21 protein-coding genes are annotated in these 21,043 nt (G+C 60.8%); 13 read left to right on the top strand and 8 right to left on the bottom strand.

The features are described 5' to 3' along the window. Positions 1 to 18: 18 nt before the first annotated feature. The 3 genes from thiE (at position 19) to JFT85_RS19745 (ending at position 2,723) form a co-directional block, all read left to right on the top strand. Complete coding sequence (gene thiE / locus JFT85_RS19755) at positions 19 to 648, top strand: thiamine phosphate synthase (RefSeq protein WP_053258159.1); 630 nt, start codon at positions 19 to 21, stop codon at positions 646 to 648. An 11-nt stretch (positions 649 to 659) separates the two neighbouring features. Then, positions 660 to 1,943, top strand: a complete 1,284-nt coding sequence (gene hemL / locus JFT85_RS19750; protein WP_069551220.1) for a glutamate-1-semialdehyde 2,1-aminomutase — start codon at positions 660 to 662, stop codon at positions 1,941 to 1,943. 225 nt (positions 1,944 to 2,168) lie between these two features. Continuing rightward, positions 2,169 to 2,723, top strand: coding sequence for a tetratricopeptide repeat protein (locus JFT85_RS19745; protein ID WP_053258161.1), 555 nt, complete (start codon positions 2,169 to 2,171; stop codon positions 2,721 to 2,723). A gap of 38 nt (positions 2,724 to 2,761) precedes the next feature. On the opposite strand, the gene JFT85_RS19740 is transcribed toward JFT85_RS19745, so the two are convergent. Further along, positions 2,762 to 3,088 (bottom strand): DUF1820 family protein, encoded by a 327-nt coding sequence (locus JFT85_RS19740; protein WP_003194436.1) that lies wholly within the window; start codon positions 3,086 to 3,088, stop codon positions 2,762 to 2,764. A 131-nt stretch (positions 3,089 to 3,219) separates the two neighbouring features. Here JFT85_RS19740 and miaB point away from each other — a divergent pair, with 131 nt between their 5' ends. The 5 genes from miaB to lnt all read left to right on the top strand — a co-directional run bounded on the left by miaB (position 3,220) and on the right by lnt (position 8,911). Continuing rightward, positions 3,220 to 4,548 carry a tRNA (N6-isopentenyl adenosine(37)-C2)-methylthiotransferase MiaB gene (miaB, locus tag JFT85_RS19735; protein WP_201230314.1) on the top strand — a complete coding sequence of 443 codons (1,329 nt, stop codon included), beginning with the start codon at positions 3,220 to 3,222 and terminating at the stop codon, positions 4,546 to 4,548. Between the two features lie 228 nt (positions 4,549 to 4,776). Further along, on the top strand, positions 4,777 to 5,781 hold the full coding sequence (locus tag JFT85_RS19730; RefSeq protein ID WP_053258163.1) for a PhoH family protein: 1,005 nt from the start codon (positions 4,777 to 4,779) through the stop codon (positions 5,779 to 5,781). After that, positions 5,774 to 6,232 carry an rRNA maturation RNase YbeY gene (ybeY, locus tag JFT85_RS19725; protein ID WP_053258164.1) on the top strand — a complete coding sequence of 153 codons (459 nt, stop codon included), beginning with the start codon at positions 5,774 to 5,776 and terminating at the stop codon, positions 6,230 to 6,232. Before JFT85_RS19730 ends, ybeY begins: the two co-directional genes overlap by 8 nt. Positions 6,233 to 6,275: 43 nt before the next feature. Beyond that, positions 6,276 to 7,115 (top strand): HlyC/CorC family transporter, encoded by an 840-nt coding sequence (locus JFT85_RS19720; RefSeq protein WP_015373027.1) that lies wholly within the window; start codon positions 6,276 to 6,278, stop codon positions 7,113 to 7,115. Between the two features lie 272 nt (positions 7,116 to 7,387). Next, complete coding sequence (gene lnt, locus JFT85_RS19715) at positions 7,388 to 8,911, top strand: apolipoprotein N-acyltransferase (protein WP_069551258.1); 1,524 nt, start codon at positions 7,388 to 7,390, stop codon at positions 8,909 to 8,911. 123 nt (positions 8,912 to 9,034) lie between these two features. On the opposite strand, the gene JFT85_RS19710 is transcribed toward lnt, so the two are convergent. Beyond that, positions 9,035 to 9,796, bottom strand: coding sequence for a YdcF family protein (locus JFT85_RS19710; RefSeq protein ID WP_053258165.1), 762 nt, complete (start codon positions 9,794 to 9,796; stop codon positions 9,035 to 9,037). A 97-nt stretch (positions 9,797 to 9,893) separates the two neighbouring features. Beyond that, on the bottom strand, positions 9,894 to 10,211 hold the full coding sequence (locus JFT85_RS19705) for a hypothetical protein (protein ID WP_053258166.1): 318 nt from the start codon (positions 10,209 to 10,211) through the stop codon (positions 9,894 to 9,896). Positions 10,212 to 10,472: 261 nt separating this feature from the next. On the opposite strand from JFT85_RS19705, the gene leuS reads away from it, so the two are divergent. The 5 genes from leuS (at position 10,473) to JFT85_RS19680 (ending at position 16,550) form a co-directional block, all read left to right on the top strand. After that, positions 10,473 to 13,079, top strand: a complete 2,607-nt coding sequence (gene leuS / locus JFT85_RS19700) for a leucine--tRNA ligase (protein WP_201230313.1) — start codon at positions 10,473 to 10,475, stop codon at positions 13,077 to 13,079. Positions 13,080 to 13,167: 88 nt separating this feature from the next. Beyond that, positions 13,168 to 13,773 (top strand): LPS-assembly lipoprotein LptE, encoded by a 606-nt coding sequence (locus JFT85_RS19695; protein WP_053258168.1) that lies wholly within the window; start codon positions 13,168 to 13,170, stop codon positions 13,771 to 13,773. 39 nt (positions 13,774 to 13,812) lie between these two features. Beyond that, the gene (gene holA / locus JFT85_RS19690; protein ID WP_073638318.1) at positions 13,813 to 14,850 is read left to right on the top strand and encodes a DNA polymerase III subunit delta; all 1,038 of its coding nucleotides are present in this window, start codon (positions 13,813 to 13,815) and stop codon (positions 14,848 to 14,850) included. Between the two features lie 148 nt (positions 14,851 to 14,998). Further along, on the top strand, positions 14,999 to 15,163 hold the full coding sequence (gene arfA, locus JFT85_RS19685; RefSeq protein ID WP_003176285.1) for an alternative ribosome rescue factor ArfA: 165 nt from the start codon (positions 14,999 to 15,001) through the stop codon (positions 15,161 to 15,163). A 61-nt stretch (positions 15,164 to 15,224) separates the two neighbouring features. Beyond that, positions 15,225 to 16,550 (top strand): lytic murein transglycosylase, encoded by a 1,326-nt coding sequence (locus JFT85_RS19680; protein ID WP_053258170.1) that lies wholly within the window; start codon positions 15,225 to 15,227, stop codon positions 16,548 to 16,550. Positions 16,551 to 16,675: 125 nt separating this feature from the next. On the opposite strand, the gene JFT85_RS19675 is transcribed toward JFT85_RS19680, so the two are convergent. From JFT85_RS19675 to JFT85_RS19655, 5 genes are all read right to left on the bottom strand, one after another. After that, entirely contained in the window at positions 16,676 to 17,605 is a 930-nt protein-coding gene (locus JFT85_RS19675; protein WP_201230310.1) for a S66 peptidase family protein, read from the bottom strand. Positions 17,606 to 17,759: 154 nt separating this feature from the next. Next, positions 17,760 to 18,761, bottom strand: a complete 1,002-nt coding sequence (gene lipA, locus JFT85_RS19670) for a lipoyl synthase (protein WP_162163623.1) — start codon at positions 18,759 to 18,761, stop codon at positions 17,760 to 17,762. A gap of 26 nt (positions 18,762 to 18,787) precedes the next feature. After that, complete coding sequence (gene lipB / locus JFT85_RS19665; protein WP_053258172.1) at positions 18,788 to 19,435, bottom strand: lipoyl(octanoyl) transferase LipB; 648 nt, start codon at positions 19,433 to 19,435, stop codon at positions 18,788 to 18,790. Beyond that, a complete protein-coding gene (locus JFT85_RS19660; protein WP_053258173.1) occupies positions 19,435 to 19,710 on the bottom strand; it encodes a DUF493 domain-containing protein in 276 nt (91 codons plus the stop codon). The genes lipB and JFT85_RS19660 overlap by 1 nt, the downstream gene beginning before the upstream one ends. An 85-nt stretch (positions 19,711 to 19,795) precedes the next feature. After that, complete coding sequence (locus tag JFT85_RS19655; protein WP_053258174.1) at positions 19,796 to 20,953, bottom strand: D-alanyl-D-alanine carboxypeptidase family protein; 1,158 nt, start codon at positions 20,951 to 20,953, stop codon at positions 19,796 to 19,798. Between the last annotated feature and the right edge of the window lie 90 nt (positions 20,954 to 21,043).

Below are 21,043 nucleotides of genomic sequence, written 5' to 3'. Positions count from 1 at the left end.
CAGCAAGAGGCCTGCCCCATGAAACTACGTGGCCTTTACGCCATTACCGACAGTCAACTGTTGGCCGGCAAATTCCTCGCCTACGTCGAAGCGGCGCTGGACGGCGGTGTGACCCTGTTGCAGTACCGCGACAAAAGCAGCGATGAAGCCCGGCGCTTGCGTGAAGCGGAGAAACTGCGAGAGCTGTGCTCGCGCTACAAGACGCAACTGATCATCAACGATGACGCCGAATTGGCCGCGCGCCTGGGCGTTGGCGTGCACCTGGGCCAGACCGACGGCCCGCTGACCCCGGCCCGAGCATTACTGGGGCCCAAGGCGATCATCGGCGCTACTTGCCACAGCCAGATCGAACTGGCCGAACACGCCGCCAAAGAAGGCGCCAGCTACGTCGCCTTCGGTCGCTTCTTTAACTCCAGCACCAAGCCCGGCGCACCCGCCGCCACTGTTGAAATGCTGTCCCAGGCCCGCGCGCGCCTGCAACTGCCGATCTGTGTGATTGGCGGCGTCACCCTGGAGAACGCCGAACCGCTGGTGGCCCACGGTGCCGACCTGCTCGCCGTGGTGCACGGCCTGTTCGGTGCCGACAGCACCCAGGAAGTCACCCGCCGCGCGCGCGCGTTCAACGATCTTCTTAAGTATTCAGTTTAGAGAGCCCGATCATGTCCCGTTCCGAAACCCTGTTTGCCAATGCCCAGAAACACATCCCCGGCGGTGTGAACTCCCCCGTGCGTGCGTTCAAGAGCGTGGGCGGCACGCCGTTGTTCTTCAAGCACGCCGAAGGCGCGTACGTCACCGACGAAGATGACAAGCGCTACGTGGACTATGTGGGTTCCTGGGGCCCGATGATCCTCGGCCACAGCCATCCGCAGGTGCTGGACGCAGTGCGCCAGCAGTTGCAACACGGTTTGTCCTATGGCGCCCCGACCGCCATGGAAACCGAGATGGCCGATCTGGTGTGCGCGATCGTGCCGTCGATGGAAATGGTGCGCATGGTCAGCTCCGGCACCGAAGCCACCATGAGTGCGATTCGCCTGGCCCGTGGTTTCACCGGCCGCGACAGCATCATCAAGTTCGAAGGCTGCTACCACGGCCACTCCGACAGCCTGCTGGTGAAAGCCGGCTCCGGCCTGCTGACCCAGGGCGTACCGAGTTCGGCCGGTGTACCGGCAGCGTTTGCCAAACACACTCTGACCTTGCCGTTCAACGACATCGCCGCCGTCGAGCAGATGCTCAGCGAAGTCGGTCAAGAGGTCGCGTGCATCATCGTCGAGCCGGTCGCCGGCAACATGAACTGCGTACCGCCAGCGCCAGGCTTTCTTGAAGGCCTGCGCGAACAGTGCGACAAGCACGGCGTGGTGCTGATTTTCGACGAAGTGATGACCGGTTTCCGCGTTGCCCTCGGTGGCGCCCAGGCTTATTACGGTGTCACGCCGGACCTTAGCACCTTCGGCAAGATCATCGGTGGCGGCATGCCGGTGGGTTGCTTCGGCGGCAAACGCGAAATCATGCAGCACATCGCACCGCTGGGCCCGGTCTACCAGGCGGGCACCCTGTCGGGTAACCCACTGGCCATGGCCGCCGGCCTGACCACCCTGCGCCTGATCAGTCGCCCGGGCTTCCACGCCGAACTGACGGACTACACCACTCGCCTGCTGGATGGCCTGCAACAGCGCGCCGATGCGGCCGGCATTCCGTTTGTCACCACTCAGGCGGGCGGCATGTTCGGCCTGTACTTCAGTGGCGCCGACGATATCGTCACTTTCGATGACGTGATGGGCAGCGATGCCGACCTGTTCAAGCGCTTCTTCCACTTGATGCTGGAAGGCGGCGTTTATCTGGCACCGAGCGCCTTCGAAGCCGGCTTCACGTCGATCGCCCATGGCGAAGCGGAGTTGAAACTGACCCTGGATGCTGCCGAGCGCGCCTTCGCGGCCCTGAAGTAAGGGGCAGATAAATCTGACGTTGCCCCTGGCAGCGTCAGATTTGCTACCTTGCCTACAGAGATTTCCTACTTTTTTCGAGAAATCACCTGCAATCCGGCAGATAACTTGCCTACGCAGCAGAAAAACGAGTAAAGACTTTGTAAGCAGGGGCCTGCTTATTTCATAATGCGCGCTTATTGGACTCCACGAGGGTCCGCGTGCCCCGTCAGAGGTAAGTCGATTCCCATGAAACGCACCGGCCGCACCCTGGTTCTGGGCTGCCTGTTGCTCCTTCAGCCTCTGCTGGCACATGCACAAGCAGGCGGCAACTCGTTGTTAATCCCAGCGATGGGTCGTTGCACCCTCAATACCCAGCCAGACAGCCAGGCCGAAGCCCTGAGCGCGTGCCAGAAACAGGCTGACGGCGGGGATGCGCAGGCGCAATACGAGTTGGGCCAGTACTACCACGACGAAAAAAACCCTGCCCGCGACCTCAACAAAGCCCTGAGCTACTTCGAGAAGGCTTCGTTGCAGGGCCACGCCCAGGCGCAATTCCAGCTGGGCAACATGTTCTTCAAAGGCGAAGGCGTGCCGGCCAACAACGTCCAGGCGTACATTGTGCTGAAAATGGCGGCGGTCAACGGTGCGGAAGACGCGCTGGACACGGCCGACGAAGTCGCCGAGCACATGCAGCGCGATGAGCTGGAATTGGCCACCCAAGTGTTGGGCCAGATTTTCCGCAATTATCTGCAGGAATTGCAGAGTGCCGATGGGCGTTCGCCCTTCTCACCACTGCCTTAATTCTTCAGTGCCTGTTTAGGCCTGCTCGGTCTAACGCCTTACTTCTCAGGCATCGGCATCGGAAACGGCATGACATTGCTGGTGCCACGGGCCTCGCTGATCTTCGGCGTGCCCAGGCGCTCCACTTCGTCGATGCGCACAATCGAATGCATCGGCACAAAGCTGCGCACCACGCCTTCAAACTGCGCCTTGAGTTTTTCTTCGCCCGGGTCGACGACCAACTGGGTGCGCTCGCCAAAGACGAACTCTTCCACTTCCAGGAAGCCCCACAGATCACTTTGATAGATCTGCTTGGCGTACATTTCGAACACCTGGCCCTGGTTAAGGAAAATCACCTTGTAGATTGGAGCTTCACGTTTCGTCATGGTGGGCGAATAACACATCGGGGATATAAAAGAGGGCGCGAACTATAGCATGGCACCCGATGCACAGCGCTAGGAACCAATGGGCATGCCCCCTATAATGCGCGGTTCTTTACCACCAGTTGACGATTCCCATGGCCAAGAAGCTTTACATCGAAACCCACGGTTGCCAGATGAACGAGTACGACAGCTCGCGCATGGTCGATCTGCTGGGCGAACACCAGGCCCTGGAAGTCACTGCCCGCGCCGAAGATGCCGACGTAATCCTGCTCAATACCTGCTCGATTCGCGAGCGGGCCCAGGACCGTGTGTACTCGCAGCTGGGCCGCTGGCGCGAATTGAAACTGGCCAACCCGGAGATGGTGATCGCCGTCGGTGGTTGCGTGGCCAGCCAGGAAGGCGCCGCGATCCGCGACCGCGCGCCGTATGTCGACGTGGTGTTCGGCCCGCAAACCCTGCACCGCCTGCCGGAAATGATCGACGCCGCGCGCATCACCAAGCTGCCGCAGGTCGATGTGTCGTTCCCCGAAATCGAAAAATTCGACCATTTGCCCGAGCCACGCATCGATGGGCCGAGCGCTTATGTGTCGGTGATGGAAGGCTGCAGCAAGTACTGCACCTTCTGCGTAGTGCCTTACACCCGTGGCGAAGAAGTCAGCCGGCCGTTTGACGACGTGATGTCGGAAATCATCCACCTGGCCGAAAACGGCGTGCGCGAAGTGACCCTGCTGGGCCAGAACGTCAACGGCTATCGCGGCCAGACCCACGACGGGCGCTTGGCCGACCTGGCGGAGCTGATCCGCGTGGTTGCCGCCGTTGATGGCATCGAGCGCATCCGCTACACCACTTCGCACCCGCTGGAGTTCTCCGACAGCCTTATTCAGGCACACACCGAGGTGCCGGAGCTGGTCAAGCACCTGCACTTGCCGGTGCAGTCAGGCTCGGACCGTATCCTGTCGGCGATGAAGCGCAACCACACCGCGCTGGAGTACAAATCCAAACTGCGCAAATTGCGTGCGGCAGTGCCAGGTATCTGCATCAGCTCGGACTTCATCGTCGGCTTCCCCGGTGAGACCGAGAAAGACTTCCAGCAAACCATGAAGTTGATCGAGGACGTCGGCTTCGACTTCTCATACTCGTTCGTCTACAGCCAGCGTCCGGGCACCCCGGCCGCGGACCTGCTGGATGAGACGCCGGAAGCGCTGAAAAAAGAGCGCCTGAATGCGCTGCAACACCGCCTGAACCAACAAGGCTTCGAGATCAGCCGACAAATGGTCGGTTCGATCCAGCGGATCCTGGTCACCGACTACTCGAAAAAAGACCCGGGCGAGTTGCAAGGCCGTACCGAGAACAACCGAATCGTCAATTTCCGTTGCGACAATCCAACCCTGATCGGCCAGTTTGCCGACGTACACATTGATGCGGCGCAACCGCACTCGCTGCGCGGCTCGCTGGTGCAGTAACCCACCCATATTTCTGACTGATTGAGATCAAAATGTGGGAGCGGGCTTGCTCGCGAAGGCGGTGGATCAGTTGATACATGTATTAGCTGACCCACCGCCTTCGCGAGCAAGCCCGCTCCCACATAGGAACTGCGCTGAACTCGCGCTATATATAAGTGCTTTCGCACGCCGAGCGCTGGCGTTATCCTCTCCTTCACCTAAACAGCCAAAGGGCGGCTAAAAGCAACCTTGAACGCACCCATAGCAGAACCCCATCGTTTTATCCTCGAACCTTTTGAGGCTCGCCGTTTCGCCAACCTGTGCGGACAGTTCGACGAGCACCTGCGCCTGATCGAACAACGCCTGAGCATCGAGATCCGCAACCGCGGCAATCAGTTCGAGCTTATTGGTGAACCCCAGCACACCACGTCTGCAGAGAACCTGCTCCGCCGCCTCTACCGCGAAACCAAGGGTAGTGAGCTGTCGCCGGAGACCGTGCACCTGTACCTGCAGGAATCTGCCGTGGAAGACCTGGCCAACAACCCGGTGGCCGAAGCCAGCGTGGCCCTGCGCACCAAAAAAGGCATGATTCGCCCACGCGGCTTGAATCAGCAGCGCTACGTCAAAGAAATTCTCGGCAACGACATCAACTTCGGCATCGGCCCCGCGGGTACCGGCAAGACCTACCTGGCCGTGGCCTGTGCGGTGGATGCCCTGGAGCGCGAGCAAGTTCGCCGCATCCTGCTGGTGCGCCCGGCGGTCGAAGCCGGCGAGAAGCTCGGCTTCCTGCCCGGCGACCTGGCCCAGAAGATCGACCCGTACCTGCGCCCGCTCTATGACGCGCTCTACGAGATGCTCGGCTTTGAATACGTGGCCAAGCTGATCGAGCGTCAGGTCATCGAGATCGCCCCGCTGGCTTACATGCGCGGCCGTACCTTGAACAACAGTTTCATCATTCTCGACGAAAGCCAGAACACCACCGTCGAACAGATGAAGATGTTCCTCACCCGTATCGGTTTCGGCTCCACCGCCGTGATCACCGGTGACGTCACCCAGGTCGACCTGCCCAAGGGCACCAAGTCGGGGCTTGCGCAGGTGATCGAAGTGCTCAAGGACGTGCCGGGCATCAGCTTCACGCATTTCATGCCTAAAGACGTGGTGCGCCACCCGCTGGTGCAGCGCATTGTCGAGGCCTACGAGCGCTTCGACCACAAGGACGACGCACCCGCCAAGGACGTTCGCCGCGATGCTTGAGCTTGACCTGCAGCTGGCCACCGAAGCGCCCGCCCCCAGCGAAGAACAGTTCCGTCAATGGTGCGCACTGGCCCTGCGCCAGCGCACCGCCGACTCCGAACTGACCATCCGCCTGGTGGACGAGCCCGAAGGCCGTGAACTGAATCACACCTGGCGCCAAAAGGACTACGCGACCAACGTGCTGTCCTTCCCCGCCGACGTACCGGATGAGTTACTGGATATCCCCTTGCTGGGCGATCTGGTGATCTGCGTCGAGGTGGTGGAACGCGAAGCGAAGGAACAAGGCAAGGAACTTGAGGCCCATTGGGCCCATCTAGTCATCCACGGCTGCTTGCATCTCTTGGGTTACGACCATATAGACGATGACGAAGCCGAGGAAATGGAAACACTGGAACAAACGTTGCTTGCTGAATTGGGTCACCGCGACCCTTACGCTGACGACGAAAACTGAAACGACACCTTACTGACACAACAAAGGATTTAGAGTAATCGCTATGAGCGAAGACCGATCGAGCAACGGGCAGAAGTCATGGCTGGGTAAACTGACCCAGGCTTTTGCCCACGAGCCGAAAAACCGCCAGGAGCTGCTGGAGCTGCTGCGCGAGGCTCATCAGAACAAGTTGCTGGACAGCGAAGCACTGGCCATCGTCGAAGGCGCCATCCAGGTGGCTGACCTGCAAGTTCGGGACATCATGGTCCCGCGCTCGCAGATGATCAGCATCAAGGCGACCCAGACTCCACGGGAATTCCTCCCGGCCGTGATCGATTCGGCGCACTCGCGCTACCCGGTAATCGGTGAAAGCCATGACGACGTCATGGGTGTCCTGCTGGCCAAGGACCTGCTGCCGTTGATCCTCAAGGAGAACGGCGACAACTTCAACATCAAGGACCTGCTGCGCCCAGCCACCTTCGTGCCTGAATCCAAGCGCCTGAATGTGCTGCTGCGCGAATTCCGCGCCAACCACAATCACATGGCCATTGTGATCGACGAATACGGTGGCGTAGCGGGCCTGGTGACCATCGAGGACGTGCTGGAACAGATCGTCGGCGATATCGAAGACGAGCACGACGTCGAAGAAGACAGCTACATCAAGCCTCTGCCCAGCGGTGACTTCCTGGTCAAGGCACTGACGCCGATCGAAAACTTCAACGAGTTCTTCGACAGCGAATTCTCCGACGATGAGTTCGACACCGTCGGTGGCCTGGTGATGAGTGCGTTCGGGCACCTGCCCAAGCGTAACGAGACCACCGAGATCGGCGCGTATCGGTTCCGCATCCTGAATGCCGACAGCCGCCGGATTCATCTGATTCGCCTGACACCGATTGCCCGCTAAGGAAGGGGTGGGTCATTAGCTGTTTCCTGTGTCGCATTGCCCCTTAGAACGGGCCAGGCAAGGCGCAGGCCAGAGGAAATGGCATCCCCTTTTCAAAGCCTGCAACGCAGCATGGCCCGTTCTAAGGGGCAACCCGAAGGGCCGGGCCTGCTGCGGAACAGGGCTGCGTTACTCGTCATTCATTTGGAACAACCAAACCACACTCCTCGCGCCTGCCCTGTGTCGCAGCAGGCCCGGCGCGACACAGGAAATAGCTGATGACCCACCCCGACATGCGCCGTCTCACTGCTCCCGGCTGGCCCGGCAATTTGCTGGCCGTGGTGGCCGGCGCCATCACTACCCTGGCGCTGGCGCCGTTCGACCTGTGGCCATTTGCACTGGTGGCCGTCGGCGTGTTCTATATCGGCCTGCGCGAGCTGACTCCCCGTCAGGCCCTGGGCCGTGGCTGGTGTTTCGGGTTCGGCCTGTTTGGCGCTGGCACCAGTTGGATCTACTACAGCATCCACCACTTCGGCGGCGCTTCGGTGTTGCTCGCTGGCTTTTTGATGCTGCTGTTTACCGCTGCGATTGCCTGGTTCTTCGCCCTGCCCGCCTGGTTATGGGCACGCTGGCTGCGTCGTAATGAAGCGCCGCTGGCCGATGCGCTGACGTTTGCTGCGCTGTGGGTTGGCCAGGAAGCGTTTCGTGGCTGGTTCCTGACCGGTTTCCCATGGCTGTACTCCGGCTACAGCCAGCTGGACGGCCCACTCACCGGCCTCGCGCCGCTGGGTGGGATGTGGCTGATTTCCTTCGCCCTGGCATTGACCGCTGCCGTGCTGTGCAACCTGCCGCGCCTGCTGGCGAGCAAGCGCAACGGTTTTATCGGTGCGGGCCTGGTGCTGCTGGTTGCGCCGTGGGCCATCGGCTTGGCACTCAAGCATCATGCCTGGACGACGCCTTCTGGCGCCCCCCTGAGCGTGGCCGCGGTGCAGGGCAATGTCGAACAAAGCATGAAGTGGGACCCTGAGCAGCTCAATGCGCAGTTGGCGCTGTACCGCGACATGAGCTTCAGCTCCAAGCGTGTCGATTTGTTGGTGTGGCCGGAAACCGCCGTACCGGTGCTCAAGGAATCCGTCGAAGGCTACCTGGGCATGATGGGCAAATTCGCCGCCGACCGGCACACCGCGCTGATCACCGGCGTGCCGATCCGCCAGGAAGTGCACCACCAGAAGCGCTACTACAACGGCATTACCGTGGTTGGCGAGGGCGAAGGCACTTACTTGAAGCAGAAGCTGGTGCCCTTTGGCGAATACGTGCCGCTGCAAGACATGCTGCGCGGGCTGATTGCCTTCTTCGACTTGCCGATGTCCGACTTCGCCCGTGGCCCGGCCGATCAGGCGATGCTGCAAGCCAAGGGCTATCAGATTGCGCCGTTCATTTGTTATGAAGTGGTGTACCCGGAATTTGCCGCCGGCCTGTCGGCCCAGAGCGATCTGTTGCTGACGATCAGCAACGACACCTGGTTCGGCCGTTCCATCGGCCCACTGCAACACCTGCAAATGGCGCAGATGCGCGCACTGGAAGCGGGTCGCTGGATGATCCGCGCGACCAACAACGGTGTCACCGGCCTGATCAACCCGTTTGGGCAGATCACCGAGCAGATCCCGCAGTTCGAGCGCGGGATTCTCTACGGTGAAGTGGTGCCGATGCACAACCTGACGCCGTACCTGCAATGGCGCTCGTGGCCGCTGATCATCGTGTGCCTGGGCTTGTTTGGCTGGGCGCTGCTGGCGGGTCGGATGTCCAAAACGGTTTAACAGACACTGCAAAACCAATGTGGGAGCGGGCTTGCTCGCGAAAGCGGGGTGTCAGTCACTGTATGGGCTGGCTGAACCACTGCATTCGCGAGCAAGCCCGCTCCCACATTTTGAATTGCGGTGCTATCGGTAAAACAACCGATACCCCACCTGCCCCACCGCCTCATTGATCAACTGCCCGCTGCGCCACACCGACACAAACTCAGGCATCCAGCCGCCCAAGGGCCGGGCATTGTCCACGCCCAAAAAGCCCACCGGCCCCGGCACCACAGTGAAACCGGCCTTCTCAAAGCTCCAGACGGCGCGCGGCATGTGCCAGGCCTGGGTCACCACCACCACACGCTTGATGCCTTGCGGCAACAGAATCTCGGCGCTCATCTGCGCGTTTTCCCAAGTGGTACGGCTGCGCTCTTCCTTCCAGCGTACCGTAACGCCGAAGTCATCCTGCATCGACACCGCCATAAGCTCAGCCTCACTCGGCGGCGTGCCATAGTGCAAGCCGCCGCTGGTCAGCACCGGCAACCCGGAAGCCTTGGCCAGACGCGCCGCATAACGCTGGCGCTCAAGCCCGATCCCGGTGGGTTGGTCGGTGCCCCATGCGGGGTCACCGCGTTCACGCCCGGAGCCCAGCACCACAATCGCATCGGCGCGCTGGGCCAGCGTTGCCCACTCTTCGCGGGCCAAGGGCGGTTCGGTTTCAAGGGCATGTGCGCCCCATTGCACCACCACCGGCAGGCTGATCAGCCACATCCCGCCCAACCCCACGGCGAAACAAAAGCCTGCCAGGCGCGGGCGACTTTTGCGAAACCACCAGGCAAACACCAGCAACAGCAAAAAAATACCGGGCGGCAGCAGCAACTGTTTAATGAAATAACGAAAAGGCATCGGGCATCTCCAAAGATGCCCGAAGCCTAGATGCAACGGGGTTCAGCGACAATCTTTACGCGCCTTTTTAGATAAGGCTGACGGCTAACACTGTGTGTCACTTGCAGCGTACGGCCCGGTGTTTTTCGGAGCCGCGACCGGCAGCCACGTCTTTCAGCCAGATCACCTTGGCCGAACGCGAGGGCACTTGAACAGGCGGGGAAGCCTGCTCCCGAGAGGCACGGTGGTGATTCAATTCCAGGTAGACCTTGATCAATTCAAGTTCTGCCTGGCTCAAGCCTCGCAACTCCAGTTCCAAAGGCCGTTCATCACGCAATCGGCCTGCGGTTCTTGCAGCATCCAATGCCCGACCCAAACGGTCGATCAATCCTTCGTACAACTGCGGTTTCGTTAGAGTTCGCTGCGATTCAACCATCCCTCACCTCATTGAAGATAAGACTCACTCCCCAATAAACAGCGTAGTCTCCATCGCTGCGCCTGCCCGGCGCCGCGACAGACGGCCCTGCCTGCGCAATCAGGGTTTCCCTCGATAGAGTGGGGTCATGTATGCTACGGCGCTTCCTGTAACTCCACTTCCCGCAGGGTTTGGGCACGGACGCGCCGCTTTTTGGTGTCGATCAACCTGAACGTTGCACCGAAGAGGATTAGGCCACCCCTATTCAGTTCAAAAGTAGCCATGCACGAACAATATCAGCCCCGTGAAATAGAAAATGCCGCCCAATCCTTCTGGGACGAGCAAAAGTCCTTTGAAGTCAGTGAACAGCCAGGCAAGGAGACTTACTACTGCCTATCGATGTTCCCTTACCCCAGCGGCAAGCTACACATGGGGCACGTGCGTAACTACACCATCGGCGACGTCATCTCGCGCTACCAGCGCATGCTCGGCAAGAACGTCCTGCAACCCATGGGTTGGGACGCCTTCGGCATGCCGGCAGAAAACGCCGCGATGAAAAACAACGTAGCGCCCGCCAAGTGGACCTACGAAAACATCGCCTACATGAAGACCCAACTGCGCAGCCTGGGCCTGGCGGTGGACTGGTCCCGCGAAGTGACCACCTGCAAGCCGGATTACTACCGTTGGGAACAATGGCTGTTCACTCGCCTGTTCCAAAAAGGGGTGATCTACAAAAAGAGCGGCACCGTGAACTGGGACCCGGTCGACCAGACCGTACTGGCCAACGAACAGGTTATCGACGGTCGCGGCTGGCGTTCCGGCGCGCTGATCGAAAAGCGCGAAATCCCGATGTACTACTTCAAGATCACCGCCTACGCGGATGAACTGCTGTCGAGCCTCGACGACCTGCCGGGCTGGCCTGAACAGGTCAAGACCATGCAGCGCAACTGGATCGGCAAGTCCAAAGGCATGGAAGTGCAATTCCCGTACAACGTCGACTCGATCGGCGAAGCCGGCGCACTCAAAGTCTTCACTACCCGTCCAGACACCCTGATGGGCGCAACCTACGTCGCCGTGGCCGCCGAGCACCCGCTGGCCACCCAGGCTGCACAGAACAACCCTGAGCTGCAGGCGTTCATCGCCGAATGCAAAGGCGGCAGCGTGGCCGAAGCCGACGTCGCCACCCAGGAGAAAAAAGGCCTGCCAACCGGGCTCTTCGTCGAGCACCCACTGACCGGCGAGAAGCTGCCGGTATGGGTCGCCAACTATGTGCTGATGCACTACGGCGATGGCGCAGTAATGGCTGTGCCCGCCCACGACGAGCGCGATTTCGAATTCGCCACCAAGTACAACCTGCCGATCAAGTCGGTAGTGCGCACCAGCTCGGGTGATACCAACCCGGCCCCGTGGCAGGACGCCTACGGTGAGCACGGCGAACTGATCAACTCCGGCGAATTCGACGGCCTGGACTTCGCAGGCGCTTTCGACGCCATCGAAGTCGCACTGATCAAGAAAAACCTCGGTGCCTCGCGCACCCAGTTCCGCCTGCGCGACTGGGGCATCAGCCGCCAGCGCTACTGGGGCTGCCCGATCCCGATCATCCACTGCAAAACCTGCGGTGATGTGCCGGTGCCGGAAGACCAGCTGCCGGTGGTACTGCCGGAAGACGTGGTGCCGGATGGCGCCGGTTCGCCATTGGCGCGCATGCCCGAGTTCTACGAATGCAGCTGCCCGAAATGCGGCGCACCGGCCAAGCGTGAAACCGACACCATGGACACCTTCGTCGAGTCCTCCTGGTACTACGCTCGCTACGCCTCGCCGCACTATGAAGGCGGCCTGGTGGAAAAATCCGCAGCCGACCATTGGTTGCCGGTGGACCAGTACATCGGTGGCATCGAACACGCCATTCTCCACCTGCTCTATGCGCGCTTCTTCCACAAGCTGATGCGCGACGAAGGCCTGGTGAGCTCCGATGAGCCGTTCAAGAACCTGCTGACCCAGGGCATGGTGATCGCCGATACTTACTATCGCCGCGAAGCCAATGGCGCCTACACCTGGTTCAACCCGGCGGATGTCGAACTCGAGCGTGACAGCAAAGCCAAGGTCATCAGCGCCAAGCTGATCGCCGACGGCCTGCCGGTGGAAATCGGCGGCACCGAAAAGATGGCCAAGTCGAAGAACAACGGCGTCGACCCTCAGTCGATGATCGATCAGTTTGGCGCCGATACCTGCCGCCTGTTCATGATGTTCGCCTCGCCGCCTGACATGAGCGCCGAATGGTCCGACTCCGGCGTCGAAGGTTCGCACCGCTTCCTCAAGCGCGTCTGGCGCCTGGCGCACGCTCATGTCAGCCAGGGCCTTCCGGGCACGCTGGACGTGGCGTCGTTGAGCGATGAACAGAAAGCCATTCGTCGCAGCACGCACCTGGCCATCCGCCAAGCGAGCCAGGACGTAGGCCAGAACCACAAATTCAACACCGCCATCGCCCAGGTGATGACGCTGATGAACGTGCTGGAAAAAGCTCCGCAAGCCACCGAACAGGACCGCGCGCTGGTACAGGAAGGCCTGGAAACGGTCGTGCTGCTGCTGGCGCCCATCACGCCGCACATCAGCCACGAACTGTGGAGCCGCTTGGGCCACGACGGCGCGGTGATCGACGCCGAATGGCCGGTACAGGATGACAGCGCCCTGGTACAGGACACGTTGCAACTGATGATTCAGGTCAACGGTAAACTGCGTGGCCAGATCGACATGCCGGCCAGTGCCAGCCGTGAAGAAGTGGAAGCGGCCGCGCGTATCAACGAGAACGTGCTGCGCTTTACCGAAGGCCTGACGATCCGCAAAGTGATCGTAGTGCCTGGCAAACTGGTCAATATCGTCGCCAGCTAATCGGATCGGGCGCAGGGCTTGAGCCCTGCGCCGAACTAAACCTTTAAGGCCTCGATAAGGCCCACATGGTTTCAAGGGGAGCAACAAAATGATCAAACGCAATTTGCTGGTGATGGGCCTCGCTGTGCTGCTGAGCGCTTGCGGCTTCCAGCTGCGCGGCACCGGCACCAATGAACTGAGCATCAAGGAACTGGACGTCAGCGCCCGCAACGCCTACGGCAATACCGTGACGCAACTGCGCCAGACCCTGGAAAACAGCGGTGTGCGTGTCGGCGCCGGTGCGCCCTACAAACTGGTCCTGGTGGACGAGAAAGAAACCCAGCGCAACCTCAGCTACGCCAGTGCCGGCCGTGCGTCGGACATTGAGCTGAGCAGCCTGGTCATCTATGAACTGCAAGGCCGCGACCACCTGCCGTTGATGGGTGACAAGGTTGAAGTGCAGAAGGTTGTGAGCCACGACGGTAACAACCTGGTGGGTTCGGACTCGGAGATCCTCCAGGCTCGCAAGGAAATGCGCAGTGAGCTGGTGCAGCGCCTGATGGTTCGCTTGCAACAGCTGTCCCCGGACAAACTGGCTGCCTTGCAGCAAACGGCCGACAACAAGGCCAAGGCTGACGCCGATGCCCTGAAAGCCGCGAAAGAGTATGAAGACAACACGCCGAAACAGTCGCCTGTTGAAGTCCCTGTCGAGTAAGCCAGACGGGGCGCCTCTGGCGCCCCGTTCGCCCCGCCTATGAAACTCGCCCCCGCCCAACTCGCCAAACACCTGCAAGGCGGCCTCGCGCCTGTCTATATCGTCAGCGGTGATGACCCGCTGTTGTGCCAGGAAGCCGCCGACGCCATTCGCACCGCCGCACGCCAGCAAGGCTTCGACGAACGCCAGGTGTTCAGTGCCGATGCCAGTTTCGACTGGGGGACGCTGCTGCAAGCGGGAGCGAGCATGTCGCTGTTCGCCGAAAAACGCCTGTTGGAACTGCGCCTGCCTTCGGGCAAGCCAGGGGACAAGGGTGCGGCGGCCTTGATGGAATACTGCTCGCGCCCCGCTGAAGACACGGTGTTGCTGATCAGCCTGCCCAAGCTTGATGGCAGCGCGCAGAAAACCAAGTGGGGCAAGGCACTGGTAGAAGGTCCGCAAACCCAGTTCATCCAGATCTGGCCAGTGGACAGCAACCAGTTGCCGCAGTGGATTCGTCAGCGCCTGTCCCAATCCGGGCTGTCGGCGACCCAAGACGCGGTAGAGCTGATTGCCGCCCGGGTCGAAGGCAACCTGCTTGCCGCCGCCCAGGAAATCGAAAAGCTCAAGTTGATGGCTGAAGATGGGCAGATCACGGTCGAAACCGTCCAGGGCGCAGTGGCCGATAGCGCTCGCTTTGACGTGTTCGGGCTGGTGGATGCGATTCTTAACGGCGAACCCGCCCACGCGTTGCGCATGCTTGAAGGGTTGCGTGGCGAAGGGGTGGAGCCACCGGTGATTCTGTGGGCCCTGGCCCGGGAACTGCGGGTACTGGCCAATATTTCCCTGCAATACAGCCAGGGCACACCGTTGGACAAATGCTTCAGCCAGGCCAAACCGCCCGTGTGGGACAAGCGCAAACCGCTGATGAGCAAAGCCCTGCAACGCTACTCGGCGCAACGCTGGGCGCAATTGTTGCTGGAAGCGCAGCGCATCGATGCGCAGATCAAAGGCCAGGCTGCCGGCTCGCCGTGGATGAGCCTGAGTCGTTTGTCACTGTTGATGTCTGGCCAGCGCCTGACATTGCCTGCTGAATAACGGTTTCAACCGCTCCCACCTTTTAACGGTGCAACCGTTCAGAGCCTGTCTATTTCCTACACAGCGCCGGGCTTTACAGCGGCGCCACTTCGGCAGATGATTTGCACCGCTTCATCCCATCTCAAGCCTGCATAAAGAGAGCACCGACATGAGCAAAAAGCCATCCAAGCATGGCCCCAACAAGGCCAAATCCATCATCGCCCAGCCACTGTTCCGCAGCCGTCAGGAACGCGCCGGCAAGGGCAAAGGCAGCTACCGCCGCGAAGCCTTCCAGTCTAATAGCTGGGAGGCTTCTTACTTTCTGGCTGCCTGAAGGCAAGCGCCCCTCCGGCATGATAAGGTCTGTACCTGATTTGTAATCCCTGGACCTGTGCATGCCCTCTAGTCTTTCCCGTCGTTGGCACCTTCGCCAATTGATTGCTGCCTCCAGCCTCATTCTGCTTGTCGCCTGCGCGGAAAAACCGACCGCCGCGGACGCTCAACCCCTGCCAAAACTCCAGACCGTGCCGGCCGTTGCGCCTGCTGTGGTGGCGCCCTTGGCGGTGGATAATCTTGATATCCAACCGACCCAGACCTTTGCCGAATGGATGGCTGGCTTTCGCGCGGAAGCCATGAAAGCCGGGATTGCGCCTACCGTCTTCGATAACGCCTTTGCCGGCGTCACCCCCGACATGGCGGTGATTCGCGCAGACCGCAGCCAACCGGAATTTTCCCGGCCGGTATGGGAATACCTCGACGGCGCCCTGTCGCCGGTGCGCGTACGTAACGGCCAGGCCTTGCTGATCAAGTACGCCGATATCCTGCAAAGCATCGAGCAACGTTATGGCGTCGACCGCCAGGCGCTGGTGTCGGTGTGGGGGATGGAAAGCAATTTCGGTCAGTTCCAGGGCAATAATTCGGTGATTCGCTCCCTGGCGACCCTGGCTTATGAAGGCCGTCGCCCGGCCTTCGCCCAGGCGCAACTGCTGGCGGCGCTGCAAATCATCCAGCATGGCGATATTTCCGCCGACCAGATGAAAGGCTCCTGGGCCGGCGCCATGGGCCAGACCCAGTTCATCCCGACCACCTACAACACCCACGCCGTCGACTTCGATGGTGACGGTCGTCGCGATATCTGGAACAGCCCAGCCGACGCCCTCGCCTCTACCGCGCACTACCTGCAAAGCTCCGGCTGGCAGAAAGGCCAGCCGTGGGGCTTTGAGGTCAACCAGTTGCCGGCGAACTTCGATTACGCCCTCGCCGATGGCGGCATACGCAAGCCCGTTGGCGAGTGGATGAAGCTCGGCATCCAGCTGCCGCCAGGCGCGAGCATGCCGCCAAACGTCGACCAATTGTCCGCTGCCCTGCTGCTGCCGGCAGGCTACCGTGGCCCGGCGTTCCTGGTGCTGGATAACTTCCGCGCGATTCTCAAGTACAACAACTCGTCGTCCTACGCGCTGGCGGTGGGCCTGTTGTCAGAGCGGTTTGGGGGCGCCGGTGTGATTCGTGGCGATTGGCCAAAAGATGAACTGCCGCTGAGTCGTTCCCAGCGCATCGATTTGCAGACGGCGCTCAGCGCCAAAGGCTATGACGCCGGCAACCCGGACGGCATTATCGGCGCGAATACGCGTAAGGCGATCCGAGCGGCGCAGCAGTCGTTGGGTTGGCCGGCGGATGGGTATCCGACGGTGAAACTGCTGGAGTCGTTGCAGAGCCGCTAGATCGGCATACGGCGGCTGCCTTATTCGCGAGCAAGCCCGCTCCCACATTAGACCGCACTCCAACGTATGGACACGGTTGAATATGGGAGCGGGCTTGCTCTCGAAGACCGTATGACAGACGAAAATCAGCTCAGAACGACATCCTGCTCCAGCACCACCCGCTGCTCCCCTGCATCCAAACGCACCAACGCGCCCATTGGCAGCGTCAGGTTCGGATCGCAGTGGCCACTGCGCCAGCCGGACAACACCGGTATGCACAACGGCTCGAAGGTCTGCTTCAGCAGCCGCGAAAGCGCCGCGTTATCCACCCCCGACACGTCGCCCACCAACACCCCCGCGACCTGGGCCAGCTTGCCCGCCAGGCGCAAATGGGTCAGCAGGCGGTCAATTCGATAAATCGGCTCGTTGACGTCTTCGATAAACAGGATGATGCCTTGCGCATCGATTTCGTAGGCTGTGCCCATCACCGCCGCGATCATTGACAGGTTGCCGCCGAGCAAGCGCCCACAGGCGATGCCAGGCTCAATCGTCGTCAGCGGGTAGGCCACCGGGTGCGCGAGCACGCTACCGGCGCGGAGTTGGCCCCGTAGCAGGCTGAACAAGGACGACTCGGTAGGCGGCTGCTTGTCACCGAGCAGGTCGGCGTTAAGCATCGGCCCATGAAAGGTCACGAAACCCGCGTAACGGTTGATGGCAAGGTGCAGCGCCGTGATATCGCTATAACCCACGAACGGTTTGGGATTGGCGCGAATCAGCTCGAAGTCCAGCCGGTCGAGCAAGCGCGGTGTGCCGTAGCCGCCACGCAGGCAGAAGATGGCATCGATTTGCGGATCGGCAAAAGCCGCGTGCAAGTCGCGCAGGCGCACGTCATCACTGCCGGCCAGGTAGCCGTCGCGCTCATACACACCCGAGAATATCCGCAGTTCGTGGCCACGGGCGCGCATCCATTGCCCGGCTTTTTCAACCTCCAGTGCGGCAGGGCCGGCAGGGGCGATCAGGCCGATCACACCTTCGGCACGCAAAACAGGCACCGCCGCCGCGAGTTGAGTCGTCATCCATGCTCTCCCTCTTTATAACAACGCAGAACGAAATGTGGGAGCGGGCTTACCCGCGAAGGCGGAGTGCCAGCCAACACATCCGTCGACTGAAACACCGCTTTCGCGAGCAAGCCCGCTCCCACATTGGATAAGCGGCGTTACGCAAACCCTATCAGGAAACCAGGCTCGCCTTGACCAGCTTGGCCTGTTCATCAGCGTGGTACGAGGACCGTACCAGAGGGCCGGACGCCACGTTCTTGAAGCCCATCTTGTAACCTTCCTCGGCGAACCAGGCGAAGGTGTCCGGGTGCACGAAACGCTGCACCGGCAAGTGGCTGCGGGACGGTTGCAGGTACTGCCCCAGGGTCAGCATATCGATGTCGTGTTCGCGCATGCGCTTCATGACTTCGATCACTTCTTCGTCGGTTTCGCCCAGGCCCAGCATCAGGCCGGATTTGGTCGGGATGTGCGGCATCATCTGCTTGAATTTCTGCAGCAGGGTCAGCGACCACTGGTAGTCCGAACCCGGGCGCGCCGCCTTGTACAGGCGTGGCACGGTTTCCAGGTTGTGGTTGAACACATCCGGTGGCTCGGCCGCGGTGATTTCCAGCGCGACGTCCATGCGACCGCGATAGTCAGGAACCAGGGTTTCGAGCATCACGTTCGGCGACAGCTTGCGGATTTCGCGGATGCAGTCGGCAAAGTGCTGAGCACCGCCGTCACGCAGGTCGTCGCGGTCTACCGAGGTGATTACCACGTATTTGAGTTTCAGGTCGGCAATGGCAATGGCCAGGCTTTCCGGCTCGTTCACGTCCAGCGGCTTCGGCCGGCCGTGGCCAACGTCGCAGAACGGGCAACGACGGGTGCAGATGTCACCCATGATCATGAAGGTGGCGGTGCCGCCGGAGAAGCACTCACCCAGGTTCGGGCAGGACGCTTCTTCGCACACGCTGTGCAGCTTGTGTTTGCGCAGCAGGGCCTTGATACGGTCGACTTCCGGCGAAACCGGGATACGCACGCGAATCCAGTCCGGTTTTTTCGGCAGTTCGGTGGTCGGAATGATCTTCACCGGGATGCGTGCAACCTTCTCGGCGCCGCGCAGCTTGACGCCGGCTTCCACCTTGGCACGCGGGGCCGGGGCCGGACGTTCGGTAACATCCAGCGTCGGGATCATGGTTTGCACTGCATCAGTAGTCATAATCAGTCGATTCCGCCCGTGAGGGTCGTCTGCTCAGCATAGTCGAGGTGTTTGACGAGCTGCGCACGCAGCCGGGCACTTACCTCGGCAAATTTAATCGGTGTGGCGTGGTCGCTCAGTTGGGTCATCGCCAGCCCGGCATAACCGCACGGGTTGATCCGCCGAAACGGCGCCAGGTCCATGTCCACATTCAGGGCCAGGCCATGAAAGGAACAACCGTGGCGAATCCGCAAACCGAGTGAGGCGATTTTCGCGCCGTTCACGTACACACCGGGTGCATCGGGCTTGGCCGCGGCATTCACGCCGTAACTGGCCAACAGCTCGATCAGGCAAGCCTCCATACGGCTTACCAGGTCACGTACGCCAAACCCAAGCTTGCGCACGTCCAGCAACAGATAAGCCACCAGCTGACCCGGGCCATGGTATGTCACTTGACCACCTCGGTCGACCTGCACCACCGGAATATCCCCCGGCAACAGCAGGTGCTCGGCCTTGCCGGCCTGGCCCTGGGTGAACACCGGCGGGTGCTCCACCAGCCAGATTTCATCCGGGGCCGAGGTTCCGCGCTCATTGGTGAAGCGCTGCATGGCGTGCCAGACGGGCTCGTAGTCCATCTGGCCGAGCTCGCGAAAGCCCAGGACCTCTGACATCACAGCACCATGTGCACGAAGCCGGTGGCCCGCAGTTCACTGTTGATGTCGTAGAGCTGATCTTGACCGGTCGCAACGATGTGCAACTGGATCGTGGTGTATTTACCGTTGGAGCTCAAACGCTCGTCCACCCGGTTGTCATTGATTGTCGCGTGTTTACGCACGATCTCAAGAATCGTGTCTTTGTTGCCCACACCGGTATCGCTGATCACCTTGACGGGATAGTCCACGTTTGGGAATTCGATCTTTGGCGCCTTTACTTCTTTATCGGTCATGGCGTAACGGCCTCGTAAGCGTAAGCCGTGGCGACGGGCAAAGCCCCGTGTCGGATTAACACGGGGCTTTGCAGGTGCACACTTATCAGTTGAACAAGCTGTAGAAGAATAGACGGATGCTATCCCACACGCGGCGGAAGATACCACCTTCGTCGACGGCGTCCAGCGCGATCAGGTCGGCGCTGTGCACCACCTTGTCGTCCAGTTTCACTTCGACTTTACCGATAACGTCACCCTTGGCGATTGGCGCGACCAATTGCGGGTTCATGGTCATGCTGGCAGCGAGCTTTTTCAGCTGGCCTTTAGGCATGGTCAGGGTCAGGTCTTCAGCCAGGCCGGCCTTGACTTGGTGGGTAGCACCTTTCCATACCGGCGCGGACGCAAGCTCGGCACCCTTCTGGTAGAAGGTCTGGGTTTCGAAGAATCGGAAACCGTAGGTCAGCAGTTTTTGCGTCTCGGCCGCACGGGCCTGCTCGCTGTTGGTGCCGAATACGACGGCGATCAGGCGCTGGCCATCACGTACAGCGGACGACACCATGCAGTAGCCGGCTTCGTCGGTGTGGCCGGTTTTCAGGCCATCAACGGTTTTGTCGCGCCACAGCAGCAGGTTGCGGTTAGGCTGCTTGATGTTGTTCCAGAAGAATTCCTTCTGGGAGTAGATCGCGTAGTGCACCGGGTCGACACGGATGATCGCGCGAGCCAGCACCGCCATGTCGTGAGCCGACGAGTAGTGCTCAGGGTTCGGCAGGCCAGTCGGGTTCATGAAGTGGCTGTTGGTCAAGCCCAGGTCGCCGGCGGTCTTGTTCATCAAGTCGGCGAACGCGTCTTCACTGCCGGCGATGTGCTCGGACAGGGCCACGCTGGCGTCGTTACCCGACTGGATGATGATGCCGTGCAGCAGGTCGCTCACGGTGACTTGCGAACCCACCTTGATGAACATCCGCGAACCGCCGGTGCGCCAGGCATTTTCGCTGACCGTGACCGGGTCGTTTTCGCCGATCTGGCCGCGACGGATTTCCAGGGTCGCGATGTAAGCCGTCATCAGCTTGGTCAGGCTGGCCGGTGGCAGACGCTGGTCACCGTTGTTCTCGACCAGCACGTTGCCGCTGGCGGCATCCATGAGAACCCAGGCCTTGGCGGCCAGTTGCGGGGAAGCCGGCACCATTTCAACCGCCCAGGCGGCCGGAGTGATGATCAGCGAAAGAAGCAGGCACGTGCGTTTGGCTAAGGTGGTGATGTTCATCCGTCTCTCGAAATTGCTTATGGAAACTTGCCCTCGCGGGCAAAACTATTCAGACAGCCCGCTGCCAGACTGTCACGTGTTCGGTTGCCC

It is taken from the genome of Pseudomonas sp. TH04 (genome assembly GCF_016651355.1).
In the GTDB taxonomy this organism is placed as follows: Bacteria; Pseudomonadota; Gammaproteobacteria; order Pseudomonadales; family Pseudomonadaceae; genus Aquipseudomonas; species Aquipseudomonas fluorescens.
Note: the sequence above shows the minus strand (reverse complement) of the source record. Positions and strands in the feature narration are given on the sequence as shown.